The 18,611-nt window shown below is 62.9% G+C and carries 16 protein-coding genes and 3 tRNA genes; 10 read left to right on the plus strand and 9 right to left on the minus strand.

All coding sequences use genetic code 11. The features are described from left to right. The first annotated feature begins 296 nt into the window (after positions 1-296). The 3 genes from CSQ93_RS23410 to CSQ93_RS23420 all read left to right on the plus strand — a co-directional run bounded on the left by CSQ93_RS23410 (position 297) and on the right by CSQ93_RS23420 (position 686). A tRNA-Leu gene (locus CSQ93_RS23410) sits at positions 297-381 on the plus strand. A 67-nt stretch (positions 382-448) separates the two neighbouring features. Further along, positions 449-533 (plus strand) — tRNA-Leu (locus CSQ93_RS23415). 68 nt (positions 534-601) lie between these two features. Next, positions 602-686: transfer RNA gene (locus tag CSQ93_RS23420), tRNA-Leu, on the plus strand. A gap of 87 nt (positions 687-773) precedes the next feature. On the opposite strand, the gene CSQ93_RS23425 is transcribed toward CSQ93_RS23420, so the two are convergent. Then, positions 774-1,625, minus strand: a complete 852-nt coding sequence (locus CSQ93_RS23425) for an SDR family oxidoreductase (RefSeq protein WP_099380117.1) — start codon at positions 1,623-1,625, stop codon at positions 774-776. A gap of 116 nt (positions 1,626-1,741) precedes the next feature. On the opposite strand from CSQ93_RS23425, the gene CSQ93_RS23430 reads away from it, so the two are divergent. The 4 genes from CSQ93_RS23430 to phaP all read left to right on the plus strand — a co-directional run bounded on the left by CSQ93_RS23430 (position 1,742) and on the right by phaP (position 5,486). After that, on the plus strand, positions 1,742-2,170 hold the full coding sequence (locus tag CSQ93_RS23430) for a winged helix-turn-helix transcriptional regulator (protein ID WP_099380118.1): 429 nt from the start codon (positions 1,742-1,744) through the stop codon (positions 2,168-2,170). A gap of 102 nt (positions 2,171-2,272) precedes the next feature. Next, entirely contained in the window at positions 2,273-4,525 is a 2,253-nt protein-coding gene (locus CSQ93_RS23435; RefSeq protein ID WP_099380119.1) for an ATP-binding protein, read from the plus strand. 47 nt (positions 4,526-4,572) lie between these two features. Continuing rightward, the gene (locus tag CSQ93_RS23440) at positions 4,573-4,767 is read left to right on the plus strand and encodes a hypothetical protein (protein WP_099380120.1); all 195 of its coding nucleotides are present in this window, start codon (positions 4,573-4,575) and stop codon (positions 4,765-4,767) included. 107 nt (positions 4,768-4,874) lie between these two features. Continuing rightward, on the plus strand, positions 4,875-5,486 hold the full coding sequence (gene phaP / locus CSQ93_RS23445) for a TIGR01841 family phasin (RefSeq protein ID WP_099380121.1): 612 nt from the start codon (positions 4,875-4,877) through the stop codon (positions 5,484-5,486). A 26-nt stretch (positions 5,487-5,512) separates the two neighbouring features. Here phaP and CSQ93_RS23450 read toward each other — a convergent pair whose 3' ends face one another. Then, positions 5,513-6,139 (minus strand): helix-turn-helix transcriptional regulator, encoded by a 627-nt coding sequence (locus CSQ93_RS23450; protein WP_099380168.1) that lies wholly within the window; start codon positions 6,137-6,139, stop codon positions 5,513-5,515. A gap of 2 nt (positions 6,140-6,141) precedes the next feature. Next, positions 6,142-7,359, minus strand: coding sequence for an MFS transporter (locus CSQ93_RS23455; RefSeq protein WP_099380122.1), 1,218 nt, complete (start codon positions 7,357-7,359; stop codon positions 6,142-6,144). Positions 7,360-7,519: 160 nt separating this feature from the next. Here CSQ93_RS23455 and CSQ93_RS23460 point away from each other — a divergent pair, with 160 nt between their 5' ends. From CSQ93_RS23460 to CSQ93_RS23470, 3 genes are all read left to right on the plus strand, one after another. Continuing rightward, positions 7,520-8,224, plus strand: a complete 705-nt coding sequence (locus CSQ93_RS23460; RefSeq protein ID WP_099380123.1) for an SMI1/KNR4 family protein — start codon at positions 7,520-7,522, stop codon at positions 8,222-8,224. 95 nt (positions 8,225-8,319) lie between these two features. After that, on the plus strand, positions 8,320-9,972 hold the full coding sequence (locus CSQ93_RS23465) for a VRR-NUC domain-containing protein (RefSeq protein ID WP_099380124.1): 1,653 nt from the start codon (positions 8,320-8,322) through the stop codon (positions 9,970-9,972). After that, positions 9,969-12,230, plus strand: coding sequence for an ATP-dependent DNA helicase (locus CSQ93_RS23470; RefSeq protein ID WP_099380125.1), 2,262 nt, complete (start codon positions 9,969-9,971; stop codon positions 12,228-12,230). The genes CSQ93_RS23465 and CSQ93_RS23470 overlap by 4 nt, the downstream gene beginning before the upstream one ends. Here CSQ93_RS23470 and CSQ93_RS23475 read toward each other — a convergent pair. From CSQ93_RS23475 to CSQ93_RS23500, 6 genes are all read right to left on the minus strand, one after another. Then, a complete protein-coding gene (locus CSQ93_RS23475; protein ID WP_099380126.1) occupies positions 12,219-12,947 on the minus strand; it encodes a LytR/AlgR family response regulator transcription factor in 729 nt (242 codons plus the stop codon). The genes CSQ93_RS23470 and CSQ93_RS23475 overlap by 12 nt on opposite strands. A gap of 11 nt (positions 12,948-12,958) precedes the next feature. After that, positions 12,959-14,035 carry a sensor histidine kinase gene (locus CSQ93_RS23480; RefSeq protein ID WP_099380127.1) on the minus strand — a complete coding sequence of 359 codons (1,077 nt, stop codon included), beginning with the start codon at positions 14,033-14,035 and terminating at the stop codon, positions 12,959-12,961. Between the two features lie 6 nt (positions 14,036-14,041). After that, positions 14,042-14,857 carry a LiaI-LiaF-like domain-containing protein gene (locus CSQ93_RS23485; RefSeq protein ID WP_099380128.1) on the minus strand — a complete coding sequence of 272 codons (816 nt, stop codon included), beginning with the start codon at positions 14,855-14,857 and terminating at the stop codon, positions 14,042-14,044. Beyond that, entirely contained in the window at positions 14,847-15,230 is a 384-nt protein-coding gene (locus CSQ93_RS23490; RefSeq protein ID WP_233516315.1) for a LiaF transmembrane domain-containing protein, read from the minus strand. The genes CSQ93_RS23485 and CSQ93_RS23490 overlap by 11 nt, the downstream gene beginning before the upstream one ends. A 395-nt stretch (positions 15,231-15,625) precedes the next feature. Beyond that, entirely contained in the window at positions 15,626-16,540 is a 915-nt protein-coding gene (locus tag CSQ93_RS23495; RefSeq protein WP_099380129.1) for an NAD-dependent epimerase/dehydratase family protein, read from the minus strand. Positions 16,541-16,634: 94 nt separating this feature from the next. Next, complete coding sequence (locus CSQ93_RS23500; RefSeq protein WP_099380130.1) at positions 16,635-18,581, minus strand: UvrD-helicase domain-containing protein; 1,947 nt, start codon at positions 18,579-18,581, stop codon at positions 16,635-16,637. Positions 18,582-18,611: the final 30 nt, after the last annotated feature.

The following is an 18,611-nucleotide window of genomic DNA, read 5'->3' on the forward strand; positions in this document are numbered from 1 at the left end:
CGCAAAAAGGCCGCAAACTTTCACGAGTTTGCGGCTTTTTTCATTTCCGCAGCAAAAAGCCACCACCACGTTCCCAGCAAGCAGCCTACCCGGCACACCTGCGGACAGAAACCCGCAAGAAACCGCTGAAAAAAGAGGCAGATTCAGCCTTTTTTCATAGGAGGCAGCCGTTTTCAGGCGAAAAAACATGTTTCTTGAAGAAAAGTGCGAAATGTTGATTGACCGAATGCGCGCCAGCCCTTATGATTTTGTCCTCGCTGCAGAACACGCAGCGATAAGCAGCAAGCAGTAACAATGCCCACGTGGCGGAATTGGTAGACGCGCATGGTTCAGGTCCATGTGCCTTCGGGTGTAGGGGTTCGAGTCCCTTCGTGGGCACCACCAGCAACAAGTTGTTCATTGTTGTGATCCGCAGTACAGTAGTAGATAGCAGTAAAAGCAGCACAATGCCCACGTGGCGGAATTGGTAGACGCGCATGGTTCAGGTCCATGTGCCTTCGGGTGTAGGGGTTCGAGTCCCTTCGTGGGCACCACCAGCAACGAGTCGTTTTCGTTGTAGTCCGCAGTACAGTAGTGAGATATCAGTAGTAGCAGCATCAGTGCCCACGTGGCGGAATTGGTAGACGCGCATGGTTCAGGTCCATGTGCCTTCGGGTGTAGGGGTTCGAGTCCCTTCGTGGGCACCATTACCTAATTCGCAAAAAAGCCGCAAACTTTCACGAGTTTGCGGCTTTTTTCATTCCAGAATGCCGCATCCCTGCGGCACCCTCCCCTTATTTGGCCAGCGCCGCCTTCACGGCGTCATGCAGACTCGTCGTCGGACGGCCAATCAACGCGCTCAATTGCTTGCCATGGTCTTCCAGGCCACCCTTGGCCGCGCCCGCATCGGAATCGGCCAGCAGCTCGGCAAAGCCTTCCGGCACGCCCACGCTCACCAGCGCCGCCTTGAAGTCCGCCTGCGGCATATCCTTGTACGCAATCGCCTTGCCCGACTGGCGCGCCACTTCGGCCGCATATTCCGCCAGGGTAAAGCCCTGGTCGCCAGCCAGTTCATAGATCGCTTGCGGCTGATCCGCCGTCAGCACGGCAGCGGCGGCAGCAGCGTAGTCCCGACGCGCGGCGGACGAGAAACGCCCGTCTTGCGCCGCGCCCAGCACGACGCCATGCTCAAGCACGGGCGCCAGGTGTTCCGTATGGTTTTCCAGATACCAGCCGTTGCGCAGGAAAGTGTACGGCAGGCCGGATGCGCGAATGGCCGCTTCCGTGACCACGTGCTCGGCGGCCAGGCCCAGCGGCGACGTATCGGCGCGCAAGACGCTGGTGTAGGCCAGCAGGGCCACGCCGGCCCGCTTGGCCGCATCGATGACGTTCTGGTGCTGCTGCGCGCGCTGCCCCACTTCGCTCGACGAAATCAGCAAGATTTTCGTTGCGCCCTTGAAAGCCGCATCGAGGCTGGCGCCGTCGTTGTAATCGGCCTGGCGCACCTGCACGCCCTGGGCGGACAGGCTGGCGGCCTTGGCCGGGTTGCGCACGGCGGCGATGATATTGGCTGCGGGGACGGATGTGAGCAGGCTGGCGATGACGTGCTGGCCCAGATTGCCTGTGGCGCCGGTGATGACGATCATGATTTCTCCTTGGTACGTGGGTGGTAAAACCCTATAATAGGACTATTACTTACTTATTGTAAGTACGTACCTTTTGGTAAGTATGAGCAAGATCTCAATTAACAAGGCCAACTATCATGTCCACAGACACTCCCGGCGCCAGCATGCGCGCCGCCCTCGCCCGCCAGAACCAGGGCGCGCACCTGCTGGCGGCGGCCTGCCCGTCGCGCGCCGTGCTCAGCCATCTCACCAGCCGCTGGGCCGTGCTGGTGCTGGTGCTACTGCTGAGCGGCACGCGGCGCTTCAGCGAACTGCGCCGCGAAGTGGGCGGCGTCAGCGAAAAAATGCTGGCGCAAACCCTGGAAGCACTGGCGGGCGACGGTTTCGTGCTGCGCCAGGCGTATCTGGTGATACCGCCCAAGGTGGAATACAGCCTCACGCCGCTGGGACACGAAGCGGCCGAACGCCTGGCCGTGCTGGTCGACTGGATCGAGGATAATTACCCGCGCATCGAACAGGCGCGCACCGACCTGGCCACGGCGCCCGCAGCGCAAAAGGCCGCGTAAACGAGAGCCATCCGCATTGCTTTTAGTCATCAAGAATTATCGTTTACTCCTACTTGCCTTGATGTAATACTAGGCCCATGAAACGCGTAAGGGCGCGACACCATGAACCAGTTGATTTCTTCCATCACCGACCGGGCCAATGTGCTGCTGGTCAGCAATTCGCCGAACGATGTGCGCGAACTGCTGTATGTGCTGGACCGGCATAACCTGGGTACGGGACTGGCGGGCGATATCGACGAAGGCGTGGAACTGGCGGCCGGCGGCACGGACCTGATCCTGCTCGACGCGGCCCTGGCAGGCACGAATATCGGCGCCACCTGCATGCGTCTGCGCAATGCGGGCGGACGCCACAGCGTGCCCCTGCTGCTGATGTCGGCCACTCCCAGCGCCGAGGAACAAGGCCGCAGCGTGGGTGCCGGCGCCTCCGACTACATCAAGATGCCCTTCAATGCGCGCGACGTGGCGGAAAAAATCCTCATGGAACTGGCGCTGCACAAGGCCGAGACGCCCGCTGCCCGCCCCTACACCACGCCTGCCGCGCCGCCGCGCCCCCTGCATCCGCAAACGCTGGAAGTCAATTACCACTCCATCCTGGCCGGTTCGCCCGATGCCGTGCTGCTGTTCGACATCGACAACCGCCTGCTGATCGACGCCAACCACCTGGCCGAAGACTTGTTCGGCATGCCGCTGGCCGAGCTGCTGCAAGGCGGCATGGAGCCGCTGTTTCCCAGGCATCAGGACGATGGCCGCGCCTCGCCGCAATTGCTGGAAGAAAAGATCCGCGATACCTTGCAAGGCAAGATCGTCGTCTTTCGCGCCAGCTGCTGCCACCGCGACAGCCACCCGATCGCCTGCGAAATCCGCCTGATGCGCCTGTCCGTGCCGGGCCGCCAGCTGGTGCATGCGCGCATCATCGACTTGACTGAACGCAACCTCGCCGAAGCCATGCGCTCGGGCCAGAGCGCCCTGCTGGAAATGGTCGCCAAGGGCGCGCCGCTGATCCCTACCCTGAACCACTTGCTGCTCCTTATCGAAGGCCAGTCGCGCGGCGTGCTCTGCTCCATCATGCTGCTCGACGACGACGGCGTCCACATGCACAGCGCGGCCGGCCCCAGCCTGCCGGCCGAGTACATGGCCCTGCTCGAAGGCGTGGCCATCGGCGACGGCGTGGGTTCCTGCGGCACGGCCATGTTCCTGCGCGAACCGGTGGTCGTCACCGACATCATGCACGATCCGCTGTGGGCGCCCTACCGCGAACTGGCCGCGCCATTCGGCTTGCGCGCCTGCTGGTCGCGCCCCATCTTCGGCCAGGATGGCGCCGTGCTCGGGTCCTTCGCCATGTACTACCGCGAAGTGCGCAAGCCCGACGCGCGCGACCTGGAACTGATCGACACGGCGACCGACCTGGCCGGCATCGCGATTGGCCGCATGCGCCACGAACGCGAGCTGCAACGCCACCGCGCCCACCTGGAAGACTTGGTGGCCGAACGCACGGCAGCCCTGACGCAGGCCAAGGAACACTCGGAGCAAACGAATCTCGAACTGGCCGCCGCGCTGGAAAACCTGTCCATCACGCAAGAAGAACTGGTGCGCCGCGACAAGCTGGCCGCGCTCGGTGCGCTGGTGGCCGGCATCGCGCATGAACTCAATACGCCGATCGGCAACGGCCTCGTGGTGGCCACCACCATGGCCGAACGCACGCGCGAAATCCAGGCCAGCTTCCTCGACGGCTTACGCCGCTCCGAACTGGGCGCCTACCTGACCCAGGCCAGCGAGGCGGACGCCATCATGCTGCGCAACCTGCAGCGCGCCGCCGACCTCGTTTCAAGCTTCAAACAGATCGCCGTCGACCGCGCCAGCTCGCAGCGCCGCCACTTCCTGCTGCGCCAGTTCGTCGCCGAACTGATGCTGCCCCTGTCCACGCCGCTCAAGGCCGCCGGCCTGAGCCTGACGCAGGATGTGCCGGACGGCCTGGCCATGGACAGCTATCCCGGTCCACTGGGCCAGGTGCTGAGCAACCTGCTGGAAAATTGCCTGCGCCACGCCTTTGAGGGCCGCAGCGGCGGCAACATCGCCATCACGGCACGCGGCAGCGACGACGGGCAGACGATCACCGTGTCCATCGCCGACACGGGCGTGGGCATCGCCGCCGACGACCTGGTGCATGTCTACGATCCCTTCTTCACGACCAAGCTCGGTTCCGGTGGCTCGGGCCTGGGCCTGCATGTGGCGCACAACATCGTCACGGGCGTGCTGGGCGGCCATATCCATGTTGCCAGCAGCACCGGTGACGGCGGCGGCACCACGTTCACCCTGCAACTGCCCACCGCCGCGCCGCAAGCGCCCGCCCCCTGAAGGGCTGGCGCGCTACAATGCCAGCAAGCATTTCTTTCGGAGTACCCATGAAATACCTGACCGCCGCCGCCCTGCTGGCAGTTTGCGCCTGCGCATTGGCCGGACCCGCCCCCTGGTACAAATGGCGCAGCAAGATCGACGGCACCCTGTCGTGCGCCCAATCGACCCTGGGATTTGGCTGGGAACTGGCCTCGGGACCGTACAAAGATAGCCGTTGCGAAAAACCGGCGCTTGTTAAATAATGGGGCCATGACCACACGGGGCACCGGCTTGAAAGCAAGCGATGGCAATGCGGCGTCGAAAGAGTATGGAACGATAAGAACGTATCTATTCAAACCGAGGAGACCACATGTTTACGAATCCCGAACAATTCGCAACGGCCACCAAGGCCCTGTTTGAATTCCAGCTGATGACCTTCAACACCCTCACCTCCAAGGCCGTGCAAGGCGTGGAACAGGTATTGGCGCTGAACATGGCCACTGCCAAGTCCGGCATCGAGGATGGCCTCGCCGCCAGCAAGGAAATCAGCCAGGCCAAGGATCCGAAGGCCGCCATGGCCGCCGCCGCCGCCCAGCTGCAACCGGGCGTGGCCGGCGCCAAAGCGTATAAACAGCAACTCGACGACATCATCAAGGAAATCCACACGGAATTCACCACGGCTGCCGAAGCCCACGTGGCCGAAGCGAAAAGCAATCTGAGCGCCCTGATCTACGACGTCACGAAAAACGTGCCGCCAGGCTCGGAAAACGCCGTCGCCATCGTCAAGGCCGCCATCGACAACGCCTTCCTCGGCTACGAGCAAGTGACCAAGGCCACGAAACAGGCCGTGAAGACCGTGGAAGAGCAGATCGCCAAGGCCAGCGCGCAAGTGGCGCAGGCAACGGAAAAGGCCACGAGCGGCGCAACGGCAACGGCTGAAAAGGCGGCGCCTGCCGCCAAGCCGAAGGCTGCCAAGAAGTAAATTCGCAACTATCGGGGCCTGAGTCCTCAGGTCCCGATAGGTATGATTCTGTACACGCAGCGCCTCCCCCCCTGCAGCAGATATTCGCTGCGCTCGACCGTGCAATCGTCCCCCAATACCCGCTGAAAGATGGCCAGCTCCGAGCGGCAGAAATTCTGGCATGCCGTGGCGGCTGCGCAGATCGGGCAATGGTTTTCCACCAGCAAGACACTGCCATCGTCCTGCGGCTCGGCATGGGCCATGTAACCTTCGCCATCGCGCGCCCGCGCCAGGCTGTCCACTCTTTGCGCCAGCGCAAGCCCAGGGTCAACCAGCCTGGCGTAGGCCGCTTCGCTGCTGCGTTCGCGCGCGCCGATCAGTTTATCCAGGCCCTCGTCGCCGAACAGGGTTTTCACTTGCGCGATCAATTCCAGGGTCAGGTCGGCATGGCGGTCGGGAAAGCGCGCGTGGCCCTGCTGCGTCAGCGCCCAGCGCCGCGACGGGCGGCCCACCTTGTCGGCTACGTCCCCGTACGCCACCAGACCCTTGTCCTGCGCCGCTTCCAGCTGGCGCCGCGCGCCCATGGAGGTGATATCGAGCAAGGCTGCCAGCTGCTGCGCCGTCTGCGGGCCGCGCATCTTCAGCAGGAACAGGGTCTGCTCCGACGTGTTCATGCTCATGCCACCGCCTTTGCATCTCCTACGCCAGCCAGCTGGCGGCGCCAGGCCGCCATGCGCCACGCAGCCCACGCAGCGGACAAGGCACCCGCGACAAGGATCAGGCGCGTATCGATCAGGGTCAGCACGGAGCCGCTGAGGGCGACGACGATGTTGGCGATGCAAAAAGTGGTGGCCAGCAAGCCCATCACAGCGCCCTGCCCGTGCGCGCTGAAGCGCTCCGCGCACCAGCCCTGGATCACCGTGTTGTACAGGGCGTTCGGAATGCCGAACAGCACGATGGCGGCGATGCCCACCCAGATATTGCCCAGTGCCAAGATTCCTACGGCCAGCGCCACGCCGCACGCATACCAGCTGGCCCGCAGCAAGGGCGCATGGCGGCTGGGACCGCCCGCCAGCAAGGACGTGACCGTCATCGTGCCGCACAGGCCCACATTCACCCAGGCAATCTCCTGTGCATGGTAATTGGCCGTTTCGACCAGCCACAGCGGATAGAACTCGTAAAAGCTGGCCACGCCGCAGGTCAGCGCCAGCTGCACGATGAACAGGGTGCGCAGCTCCTCATGGCGCAGCAAATTAAGCGAATGGCGGTCGCGCGCCACTTGCCACCACGACGTCGTCAAGAGCGAGGGCGTTTCGCGCGGCAAGCCCACGGCCACCAGCACGGCGACCAGCATTAAAGCGGCGGCGGCGATCCAGAACGGCACCGTCACGCCCCAATGCAAGGTCGCGCCCGCCAGGATCGGGCCGACCAGCCAGCCCAGGTAAAACGCGCCGTTCAGCCATGACATGGCGCGCAGGCGCAGCGGCCCCGTCAGCTGGTCGGCCAGCATGGCGCGCGCCACGGCGCCGTTGCCTTCCAGCAAACCCGTGATGAAACGGGCCACGATGAACAGCGGGTAGGACTGGATCACCAGCGCCCAGGCCGTGATGGCGTGGCCGATGGCGGCGCCCACGGCCGTGCGCATCAGCAAGGGACGGCGGCCATAACGGTCGGACAAGGGACCCAGCAGGGCCGAGCCGATCAGCAAGCCCAGCGGGTTGATGGTCAGCGCCAGTCCGAACAGCAATTTCGACGGCAAGCCGAGAAAATTATTAAAGGCATTCGGCGCCTCGGCCGCAAACAAAGGCGGCAGGATCGGGTATGGCAGCGAGGCGCCGATGGTCGACAGCAGCGCCAGCAGGCAAGCGGCGGAAATTAATATGATGTTTTTCATGCGGACTCGATGGATATAGTTTGGCAAGGCTACGTGAGCACGCCACATAAGTAAACTAAAATGTTTATTAATTATGTCCATCACTGCTGCCATGGCGCCAACCGTGCGCGCCATCGCCTCGACTATCATTTGCCCATCACTCACGTTTAACGGGGCAAACATGACATTGGCAGAAATAGAACAACAACACGGCTTCACCTATCCCGCATTGTATCGGCAGCTGGAGCGCGACGGCATGCTGGCCGTGGGCGAATATGGGCCCGACTGGTACAAGCTGGTCTATCCCACCTTGACGGACCGGCCCACCCTGCTGTTGCATGCGGACGATTTTGAATTGCTCAACATCGAGGCCGTTGCCGCGGAAGTGGACGCGCTGCTGGATACGGACGATTACCGGCAGATCGACCCCGCCTTCCAGTTCATCCCCTTCGCGCAAACGGGCGCGGGCGACCACTACTGCTTTTTCGCGTCAGGCGAGCAAGACGGCGAGATGCCCATCGTGCTGCTGTGGCATGACGACAATGAAGCCCAGTACCTGGCGAAAAACCTGCAAGATTTCATGGTTCACATGTTGTTGAACAGCATGGCCGACCAGGACACGTACAACGACGTCAGCGACGAGGCATTCAAGGATCAACTGACGAAAACCCTGGGCACGCATGCACGCTACCTGACGGCGCGGCAAGCCGACGTGCTGCAGGGCCTGCTGGCTCGGGACATCATCGATTACGACGTGGCGTTGCCGAAAGGACGCACGGAAACGCACAGGGGATTGCTGACCGACATCGAACTGGCCAGCCTGCGCGCCGAACTGATTCCCTACGAAAAGTTCGACAGCTGTTTTGCCTACAGCACGGCTGGCTGAACATAAAATCGCTGGGCAAGCGACGGCTGAAGGTTTAAACTGTATATAAACACAGTAAAACCCATCACTTTGCATCTTGCCCTATTGCCATCCCCATGTTGAGAGTCCTGGAAAATCCCCTGTACTATCTGGATAATTTCCAGGATGTGCTGAACTGGATCGGCGCGCGTTACGCCGATCTGCTGAGTCCTGAAGAGACGCAGTTCATCGCCGCATTCGGCGCCCTGCCGCAGCCGTCGCGCGCCCTGTTCGTGCGCCTCGTCATGCGCAAGGGCTGCCTGTTTCGCGCCAGCAAGCTCAATTACCCGGAAATCGGCGACACGCGCGCCGCCGCCCTGCCCTTGCTGGCAACTTGCTGGGTGGAAGCCGATCCTGCCATTTCGCTCGAAGAACTGTTCGAACTGCTGCCGAAAGCGGAAATCGCCCAGGCCTTCGACCTTACCGCGTCTTTGAAGGCGGCGCGCAAGGCGGAGCAATTGGACGCCTTGCGCGAGCAGCATGGGGAAAGTCAACCGTTCTCCGCGTGGCATCCGGCTAGCACCGACATACTGTACCGCATCGGCCTGCAAGCGCTGTGCGACCGCCTGCGCCTGATTTATTTTGGCAACTATCACCAGGACTGGTCGGAATTCGTGCTGTCCGACCTCGGCGTGTACCAATACGAAAAGGTGGAATTCTCGCCGCAGTCGCGCGGTTTTCGCACGCGCCAGGATATCGAGCACTATGAAGTGCTGCACCAGTGCCGCGAACGCTACAACGACAGCGCGCCGGCCGACGAAGTGCTGCAGGAACTGGCTGCGCTGCCATTGCCCGAGGACAATACCTGGCTGGCCAGCCGGCGCGACAAGCTGCGCTTCCAGATCGCCCAACACCTGGAAAAATGCCAGGACTGGCCGGCCGCCTACCGCGCCTACGCCGATTGCCGCTATCCGGGCGCGCGTGGTCGCGCCATCCGCGTGCTGGAGAAAGATGAACAGCCGCAGGCGGCCTACGAGCGTCTGACGATCGCCCTCGCGGCGCCGGAAAGCGAGGCGGAACAGCAATTGCTGCTGCGCATGGCGCCCCGTTTGCGGCGCAAGCTGGGCCATGCGAAGCAGGCGGCCAATGCAGCCGCCGCCGTGGAGCGCATCGACCTGCTGCTGCCCTGCCCGGAACACGCGTGCTATGTGGAAGCGGTGGTGCAGCAACACCTGATGCAGGACGACGCACCCGTGTATTACGTGGAAAACACCCTGATCAACTCGCTGTTCGGCCTGCTGTGCTGGCCCGCCATCTTCAAGGCCATGCCCGGCGCCTTCTTCCACCCGTTTCACAGGGGCCCGGCCGACTTGCACAGCGCCGATTTTTGCCAGCGCCGCAGCGGCGACTTCGCCGCTTGCCTGGCGCAACTGGACGACGGCAGCTATCACGCCGCCATCCGCGCCACGCTTGCCGCCAAACACGGTATCGTCTCGCCCTTCGTCAGTTGGGACGTACTGGACGACGGCTTGCTGGACCTGGCGCTGGCCTGCATCCCGGCCGCGCACCTGAAGAAGGCGTTCGAACGCATCTTGCTCGACATCAAAAGTAACCGCAGCGGCTTTCCCGACCTGATCCAGTTCTGGCCAGCGGAACGGCGCTATCGCATGATCGAAGTCAAGGGTCCGGGCGACCGCCTGCAAGACAACCAGCTGCGCTGGATCGCGTATTGCGCCGAGCACGCCATGCCCGTCAGCGTGTGCTACCTGCAATGGCAGGCGGCAGCATGAGCCGCAACACTTACACCATCGCCGTGCGCGCCCTGTGCGAATTCACGGCCAAGGTGGGCGACCTGGACCTGCGTTTCACGCCGTCCCCCACGGCGCAGGAAGGCATGGCCGGGCACGCCACCGTCACTAGCCGGCGCGATGACGATTACCAGCGTGAAATCAGTCTTTCCGGCGACTTCGGCCCCCTGCACGTGCGCGGGCGCGCCGATGGCTACGACCCGGCGCGGCGCCAGCTGGAAGAGATCAAGACCTACCGGGGCGAGCTGGACACCATGCCCGCCAACCACCGCCAGCTGCACTGGGCGCAGGCGCGCATCTACGGCCATTTGCTGTGCCAGCAACTGAACTTGCCCATGCTGCGCGTGGCGCTCGTGTATTTCGATATCGTGAGCCAGAAGGAAACCGTCATGCACGAGGAATGCACGGCCGAGGCGCTGCGTCTGTTCTTCGAACAGCATTGCACGCTGTTTCTCGACTGGGCCGAGCAGGAAATGGCGCACCGGGCCAGCCGCGACGCGCAACTCACGGCCATGGCCTTTCCCCACGCGGACTTTCGTCCGGGCCAGCGCCAGCTGGCCGAAGCCATGTACAAGGCCAGCAGCCGGGGCTGCGGCTTGCTGGCGCAGGCGCCAACGGGGATCGGCAAGACGGTGGGCAGCCTGTTTCCCATGTTGAAAGCCACGGCCGCGCATGGTCTCGATAAACTGTTTTTCCTGGCCGCCAAGGTGCCGGGGCGGCAAATGGCGCTCGACGCCTGCGCCATCCTCAAGGACAGTGCCCCGCTGCTGCCGTTGCGCGTGCTGGAACTGAGCGCCAAGAGCAGCGCCTGCGAACATCCTGACAAAGCCTGTCACGGCGAATCGTGTCCGCTGGCCAAGGGTTTTTACGACCGCTTGCCGCTGGCGCGCGAGGTGGCGCTGGCCAGCGGTTTGATTTTGGACAAGGAAGCCGTGCGCGCCATCGCCTTGCAGCAGGGTATTTGCCCGTATTACCTGGGCATGGAGTTGGCGCGCTGGAACGACGTCGTCATCGGCGACTACAATTATTATTTCGACCTCAGCGCCATGCTGTACGGTATGACCCTGGCACACGACTGGAAAGTCAATGTGCTGGTCGACGAAGCGCACAATATGGTGTCGCGCGCGCGCAGCATGTATTCGGCCGAGTTGGCACAGATCGACCTGAAAATGCTGCGCAAGTTCGCGCCCGACGCCATGAAAAAGCCGCTCGACCGCCTCTCGCGCCAGTGGACGGCTTTGCTGAAAGAACAGGATGGCGATTACCACGTGCATCCCGCCTTGCCCGACAAATTCTTTGGCGCCCTGCAAGGGGTGGCCACGGCCATCGGCGACTACATGGCCGAACACGCGACCACGCTCGATGACGACTTGCAGCGCTTCTATTTCGATGTGCTGCTGATCAACCGCCTGGCGGAAAGCTTCGGCGCGCATTCGCTGTTCGACGTCAGCAAAACGGAGACGGGTTCCACCGTCTGCATCCGCAACATCGTCCCGGCACCGTTTCTCAAGGAACGCTTCGCGGCCAGCCACAGCACGGCCCTGTTTTCCGCCACCCTGAGCCCGTGGAATTACTACAGCGACACCCTGGGCATGCCAGCCAACACGGCCTGGGTCGATGTGGAATCGCCGTTCCAGGCGGAACAATTGTCCGTGCGCGTGGCCGACACCATTTCCACGCGCTACCAGCACCGCGCGGCCTCGCTGCTGCCCATCGCCCAGCTGATGGCGAAGCAATACGCGGAAACGCCGGGCAACTACCTGGCCTTCTTCAGCAGCTTCGATTACATGGAAAAGACGGCCCACTTGTTTGCCCAGCATTACCCTGACGTGCCCATCTGGCAGCAGCCGCGCCGCATGGACGATGCTGCCCGCGCGCAATTTTTGGGCCGCTTCGGCCTGGACACGCGCGGCATCGGCTTTGCCGTGCTCGGTGGCGCCTTCGGCGAAGGTATCGACTTGCCCGGCGCGCGCCTGATCGGCGCCTTCATCGCCACCCTCGGTTTGCCGCAGATCAACCCCGTCAACGAGCAGATCCGCCAGCGCATGGGCGATATCTTCGGCGCCGGCTACGACTACACCTATTTATATCCGGGCATGCAAAAGGTGGTGCAGGCGGCCGGCAGGGTCATCCGCACGCAGTCGGACAAGGGTGTCGTCTACCTGATCGACGACCGCTTTTCGCGCCTGGAAATCCGCCAGCTCTTGCCCACCTGGTGGGATGTGCAGCTAGCCAACTAATATCTTAAGCTTCTGGTAGCCCGCCTTGCTGACGGGTATCCTCGTGTCATCGCGCAGGATGGCCACGTGGCTGTCTTTCGTCGCCGCCTCGATGCGGCGGATACCGTCGATATTGAGCAGATACGACCTGTGCACGCGCAGGAACTTGGCGGGGTCGAGCTGGGTCTCCAGTTCCGCCAAGGTCTGGCTTTTCAGGTAGGACTTGCCCTCGGAACGGATGCTGATGTAGTCATCTTGCGCCTCGATGTAGTCGATGCGCGCGCTGGCGATCACGTGGACCTTGGCGCCGTCGCGTATCAGCACGCGGTCCAGCGGCGCGCTGCGCGTGGCCGCCTCGCGTGCCAGCGTCAGCACAGTCTCGGGCAAGCTGCGGTGGGCGCGCGCATGGGCCAACGCCTGGTCGAAGCGCTGTTCGCTGAACGGTTTCAGCAGATAGTCCAGGGCATGGCATTCGAACGCCTTCAAGGCGTACTGGTCGTAGGCCGTGACAAAGATCAAACGCGTCTTGGCGCCGATCAGCTCCGCCACTTCAAAACCATCGAGGCGCGGCATCTGGATGTCGAGAAACACCAGTTCCGGTTCCATATCCGCGATGGCCTTGACGGCTTCGAAGCCGTTGGCGCACTCGGCCACGATGTCGATATCGTCATGGCGCGCCAGGTATTCACGCAACACGCTGCGCGCCAGCAATTCGTCATCGACGATGGCGACCCGCATTCTTGCCTGCATCATGCATCCTCCGTGTCGCCGGTCTGCGCCGGCATGGAAATCATCACTTCGAAATGGCCGTCGCGCCGGCCCCAGTGCACGCCGGCCTCGTGGCCATACGCGCCGGCCAGGCGCTGGCGCACGTTCTCCAGGCCGACGCCATTGCCGCGCTGTGGCCCTTGATCCGCATCAACCGGGTTGCGCACGGCGATCTGCAGCAGGCTGCCCACGCGCCGGGCCTCGATGGCGATCTGGCCGCCCTCCGTCAAGCCGCAGATACCATGCTTGACGGCATTTTCCACCAGCGGCTGTATCAGCATGGGTGGCAGCAGACACGCCAGCGCGGCGGCGTCGATGGCTTCCGCCACTTGCAGGCGTTCGCCGAAACGCACTTGCTCGATGGCGAGAAAGTGGCGGATCAGCACCAGTTCCTGCTCCACGGTAATGTGCTTGTGCGCCTCCAGGCTCAGGCTCTGACGAAAAAAGCTGGCCAGCTGCACCGTCATCTGGCGCGCACCCGCCGCATTGATAGACGTCAAGGCGCTGATGGAGTTCAGGCTGTTGAACAGGAAATGCGGATCAATTTGCGTGCGCAGCATGCGCAATTGCGCTTCCTGCGCCGCCAGCTGCGCTTCCAGCCCCCGCTGCTCGGCCATCCTGGCGCGCACGAATTCCAGCAACAGATAATGCACGGCGGCAGCCAGGCAATACAGCAGCGCACCCAGGCCGAAGAACAGGGCCAGCAGCGATTGCGTCAGGTTCACGCCCAGCCAGCGCAGCTCCAGCAACAGGCTGACGCTGTTCAAAAATTGCAGCAGGGTGGCCCACAGCAAGCCCGCGAACAGGGCCGCCACGCCCATCACGCCGGCGATGGCGAGCGGATGGCGGACGTGCAAGGGGTAGGCGCGGCACAGGTAAAACGCGGAAAAGCCGGAACCGATCGCATACACGAGCGTGGCGGGCACCACCAGCACGACGGCATTGAGCCAGGGTGCGTGCGCCACCCTGGCCAGGATAAAGGCCAGGGCCAGGCCCAGCGCGATGCAGACCAGGAACACCACCACGGCGCTGCGCCGCTTCGACAAGGGCCCCGACATGCGCGCCTAGTTGCGGATTTCCAGGCCGCCCATGATGGCGTAGCCCGTCACGTACAGGCGCTTGGCCTGGTTCGGCGGCACGATGGTCTTTTCCTCGAAGCCGCCGAGGATGGGCGTGCCCTGCAGCACGACGCTCCAGTCGGGCGGAATCTTGATGGTGACGCCGCCGCACAGGGCAAATACGTTGAGCACGGCTTCGCCTTCGATCGACGCCTGACGCAAGTCGATTTCGCAGCCGGCCATGATGACATTGATATCGCCGCCCTTGAAGCGCTGCGACGACACGCGCCGCACGTAACCGCCGAGGATGGCCGTCACTTCGATGATGCTGTCATCGTCCGCCTGCCCGCTGGCGCCGGGCGCTGCCGTGGCAGCGGCGGCATCCTTGTCGAGCGACACGGCGCCATTCCTGGCCTGGCCGAACGAGTCAGGCGCTGCCATGCCATCCTGCTGCGCGCCAAAGCGCCGGCGACGCTGGCGCTGCTGCGCGCCGGGCAGGGATTTCGACACCACGGCCACGCCCAGGCCGATGATCAGCAAGGGCCACAGCAAGTCCCAGTTCATGTAGAAGATGCCCATGTGCTTGAGGGTCCAGGCCACGCCCAGCAGCACCAGCATGCCGCCCAATAAATAACCGTTCGCGCTGCGGCTTTGCGACAGTTTCAGCAGACCGAACACGATCAGCGCCGTGGGCCAGAAGCGGAAGGTATAGCGCACATCGATGAAACCGAGGTTATCGAGCAGGAACAGCAGTCCCAGGCCGATGACGATGATGCCCAGCACGATCTGCGATGGCGAGTGCAGCGGCGGTTTATTTTTCATGCTCGGACTCCCGGTAGGCAATAAAATGTTTGTTCAGCAGCGGTTCCAGCACCAAACCCACGCCCCAGGCGATCAGCAAGGCGGGCCAGCTATTGTAGAAATGCAAGTTCCACAGTTCTTCATACGATACATACCACCAGGCGGCGAAAAAGATCAGCCACAGGCCGCTCAATACCTGCTTGGCGGACACGGGTGTGAGCAGCTTGTTCAGGCCGAAGACGACCAGTATCACCGGCCAATAATGCCATAGTGAATAGTAATCGTGGAGATAGATCACATCGAGCCGGTCCAGCAGGACGATGGCGCCGATGGCGATCAGCAGCACGCCCCACAGCAGCTGGGTACGGCGGCAATAGGCTGGTTCAGGTTTCACGGTCACCCCTTGAAGTTGGTTGATCGTAAAGATACGCGGATTTCGGGAAGGAGAAAACAACGCTTCGGCGAATGGCGGAAAGACAGCGGTGAATGGCGCAACGGCGGAAATGACGGGCAAAAAACAGGCAAAAAAAAAGACCGGCTAGGCCGGCCTTGAAGGGGTTCGCAGTCCACACCGCGACCTGGAGTTGCAGTGCACAGCCGCGTGGCGCAGGGCGCAAACGCGAACAGAAATCTGGTGCCGATCCTTGAGGCGACCGGCTGACCTGCTGGAAGATCGAACATGCCGCCAACTTCACGGCAGTGCGTCTCAACCAAGCAAAGCCATCATACTCCCGATCGCCATACAGCACCGTTCGCTAGCGCACACTGATGGGGTTTTGCTGAGCTGCATCAAGCGGCGACGGCATGCGGCGGGTTGAGCATGTCATTCTTGATCCATGTCAGCACGGACGGCCCTTGCGGCTGCCAGCCCAGCAGCTTGCGCGCCCGTTCACCGCGCACGCGGCTGTTGGAGCCAAGGCCATACGACGCCATCTCATAACCCCATTCGGCAATCGCCTCGGGCAGCGGCCAGTCCTGCGCGGGGCCCAGGTCCAGTGCGGTGGCGATGGCGGCCGTCATGTCGCGGAAAGCCGCTTCGCCCGACTCGACAAAGTAAAAGGTGCCGGCCGGCGACTTTTCCAGCGCCAGCAAATACAGGCTGACGACATCGTCGATATGCACATTGGACCAGATATTGCGACCCGGCCCCACGTGGCGCACGATGCCGCTCTTGCGCGCCTGTTTCAGCAGGCGTGGCAACTGCACGCTGTCGCGCGGCAAGACGCCATGACCGTAGATCAGGGTATTGCACAGCACGCTCGCGCGCACGCCCTGGCTTGCGCTGGCCAGGACCAGGTCATCGATGGCCACGCGGGCTGCCTTGTCGGCCGTGGGTGCCGGCAACTTGTCTTCGTAATAGATCTGTTCCGTGCCCTCGCCGCCCGACGCGTCGCCCACGATGGACGAGCCGCTCGTATGCAGGAACGGCTTGTTCGTGCCGGCCAGCGCTTCGATGATGGCTTCGACGGCGCCCCGGTGGTCGCTGCTGGCCGCATTGATGACGGCATCGGCCGCCTTCGCCTGCTCGATGAGCAATTCGCGGTCGTTCAAGGTGCCGACGATACCATGTACGCCGATGGTGGCCAGCTCGGCCACCTGTTCCGGTTTGCGCACGAGGCCCGTCAGCTGGTGGCCGGCCCGCACGAGGCCCGCCGCGATGGAACTGCCAATAAATCCTGCTGCGCCCGTCAAGAATACTTTCATGCTTTACTCCCTGTCTGGTTAGATTGCTGTCAATCACACCAACAAAGTATGCCCGCTTTCGTCTTTCGCAAAAAGCAGCTGCGCAGCAAAAGATCTATGACTTCGGCGCAACAGTCTTCTGTTTGAGCTGCAGGGCGGCGATGTAGTGGCTCCGGTAGGCGGGGTCTTGCGGCGTCAGCAAGGTGAGCCTGTCGCGCGCGCGGGTGGCGGCCACATAGAAACGGTTTTCTTCTTCCAGCGGGTCCGTCTTACTGCGAGGGAATTCATCGACGGCCAGGTAGGGCAAGATGACGTGGTTGTATTCAAGGCCCTTGATCTGGTCGATGCAGGCGATGACCAGCCTGGCCTTGCCAGTCGAGACCGTCACGGCTTCCTCCATCTCGCCCAGCCAGCCGGCAAAGCCGCCCAGCGCCACGCCCGCCTCGCGGCACACGGCAATAAAGCCGTGCAGGGAACGGGCAACGACCCGCGCCTGGGCCGGGTCGACATAGATGCGGCGCGCCGTCTGTTCCAGCTGCATCAGGCCAAAGATGTGCTGCAGCGCGTCGCCCGCCGGGGCGTCAGGAGGCAGCGCGCGCAGGTAATCGACGGCGGCCAGGGTCAGCGCCGCCTTGTCCTGGTTGTGCGACTTGGCCAGCTGGTTCGTCAAGAAGCCTTCCAGCAAGTCGGGATAGTTGGCCACGTCGGCCTTGGCTTGCTGCAACTCCGTGCGCGTAAAAGGGATTTCCGCGAACGCCACCAGGGCTTCGAGGATTTCGCCGCGGCGCGGGCCGCTCTTGATCGCATGTAAATCCTTGCGGGCGATGGCGACCATGCCGCGCAGCATCAGCACTTCCAGGCTCAGCAGATAACTGTTCATGTCCACCAGGCCATACGCGATGCCGCTCTGGAACAGTGCCGTTTCCACGCGGATGGCCTGGTCGCGGTCGCGCAGCAAGATCGCCGTCGTGCCCGCATGCGCATGTTCGAGCGCCGCGATCAGCTGGGCGCTGCATGCCTGCGGTTGCGCATGGTCATACTCCAGCAGTTCGATGTGGGTGGCGCGCGACAGGGCCGACACGCTGGCCTTGTTTTTCAGCACGCCGACAGCCTGCGCCAGCTGCGGACCGTAGCGATAGGAAGCCGTCAGCGGCAAGCGCTGCAAGGCGGGGAATTCCTGCTCGAAGCGCTGGCGCAGGAAGCGGTGGTCGGCGCCCGACCACGTGTAGATGACTTGATCCTTGTCGCCGGCGCCGCAGAAAAACGCGTTGCCGCGGCGTATCAGCATGGTCAGCAGGCGGAACGACGCTTCGTTCAAATCGTGCAATTCATCGGCGACGATGATCTGGAAGGCTGGCAATTGCTGGCGCAGCGGCTCGTCGCCGTCGAGCATGCGCACGAGGTCGTAGGTGGCGTCGAACGATGCGCGGAACTGGATCTCGCCCGTGTCGGCGCCGCGCAAGCCTTCGTATTCGCGCAGCCACAGATAATGCGTGCGCGACATGCCCAGCAGCTCCAGGTTATCGTCCAGGGAATTGCTCTCGAAGTCAGGATTTTGAAAGTCCAGGCGCGCCTTGGTGCGCAACTGCAATTTCAAGAATTCGGCAATCGCCCCGTTGGTCGTATTAATTTCCAGCGGGTAACGGTGCGCGTATTTCTCCGATACGACTTCCAGCGCTTCCCAGGCTACCGGGCGCAGCTCTTCATCGCTGCGCATGGATGCCACCTGCATATTTTCCAGCTGCAACAGCACCTTGGCGGCAAAGGCGTCGAAGGTATCGACCGTGAGGCGCTTGACGACACCGAGCGGCACGCCCACCTCCAGCAGGCGCTGGCGCAGGGCCACGCGCGCCGCTTCCGTGAAGACCAGGGCCAACATGCGCTCGGGCGCGCGGCCCCGGTGCAGCGCCTCGGCCAGGCGCAGGGCCAGGGTCGTCGTCTTGGCGGCGCCGGCATTGGCGTCGATCAAGACCACTTTCTTTTGCGCCGTCTGGATGGCGACCTGCTCCGGCGTGGGCGTGATGCGTTTGGGAATGAACTGCGGGGCGTTATCTGTACTCAAGGGTATCCTGAAATAATGTCTGTTCTCGGC

Source organism: Janthinobacterium sp. BJB426 (assembly GCF_002735705.1).
GTDB lineage: Bacteria > Pseudomonadota > Gammaproteobacteria > Burkholderiales > Burkholderiaceae_D > Janthinobacterium.

Coding starts and splice junctions, on each gene's coding strand:
- CSQ93_RS23425 (WP_099380117.1), bottom strand. CDS start 1,625: ATGATCGTCATCACCGGCGCCACAGGCAATCTGGGCCAGCACGTCATC.
- CSQ93_RS23430 (WP_099380118.1), top strand. CDS start 1,742: ATGTCCACAGACACTCCCGGCGCCAGCATGCGCGCCGCCCTCGCCCGC.
- CSQ93_RS23435 (WP_099380119.1), top strand. CDS start 2,273: ATGAACCAGTTGATTTCTTCCATCACCGACCGGGCCAATGTGCTGCTG.
- CSQ93_RS23440 (WP_099380120.1), top strand. CDS start 4,573: ATGAAATACCTGACCGCCGCCGCCCTGCTGGCAGTTTGCGCCTGCGCA.
- phaP (WP_099380121.1), top strand. CDS start 4,875: ATGTTTACGAATCCCGAACAATTCGCAACGGCCACCAAGGCCCTGTTT.
- CSQ93_RS23450 (WP_099380168.1), bottom strand. CDS start 6,139: ATGAACACGTCGGAGCAGACCCTGTTCCTGCTGAAGATGCGCGGCCCG.
- CSQ93_RS23455 (WP_099380122.1), bottom strand. CDS start 7,359: ATGAAAAACATCATATTAATTTCCGCCGCTTGCCTGCTGGCGCTGCTG.
- CSQ93_RS23460 (WP_099380123.1), top strand. CDS start 7,520: ATGACATTGGCAGAAATAGAACAACAACACGGCTTCACCTATCCCGCA.
- CSQ93_RS23465 (WP_099380124.1), top strand. CDS start 8,320: ATGTTGAGAGTCCTGGAAAATCCCCTGTACTATCTGGATAATTTCCAG.
- CSQ93_RS23470 (WP_099380125.1), top strand. CDS start 9,969: ATGAGCCGCAACACTTACACCATCGCCGTGCGCGCCCTGTGCGAATTC.
- CSQ93_RS23475 (WP_099380126.1), bottom strand. CDS start 12,947: ATGCGGGTCGCCATCGTCGATGACGAATTGCTGGCGCGCAGCGTGTTG.
- CSQ93_RS23480 (WP_099380127.1), bottom strand. CDS start 14,035: ATGTCGGGGCCCTTGTCGAAGCGGCGCAGCGCCGTGGTGGTGTTCCTG.
- CSQ93_RS23485 (WP_099380128.1), bottom strand. CDS start 14,857: ATGAAAAATAAACCGCCGCTGCACTCGCCATCGCAGATCGTGCTGGGC.
- CSQ93_RS23495 (WP_099380129.1), bottom strand. CDS start 16,540: ATGAAAGTATTCTTGACGGGCGCAGCAGGATTTATTGGCAGTTCCATC.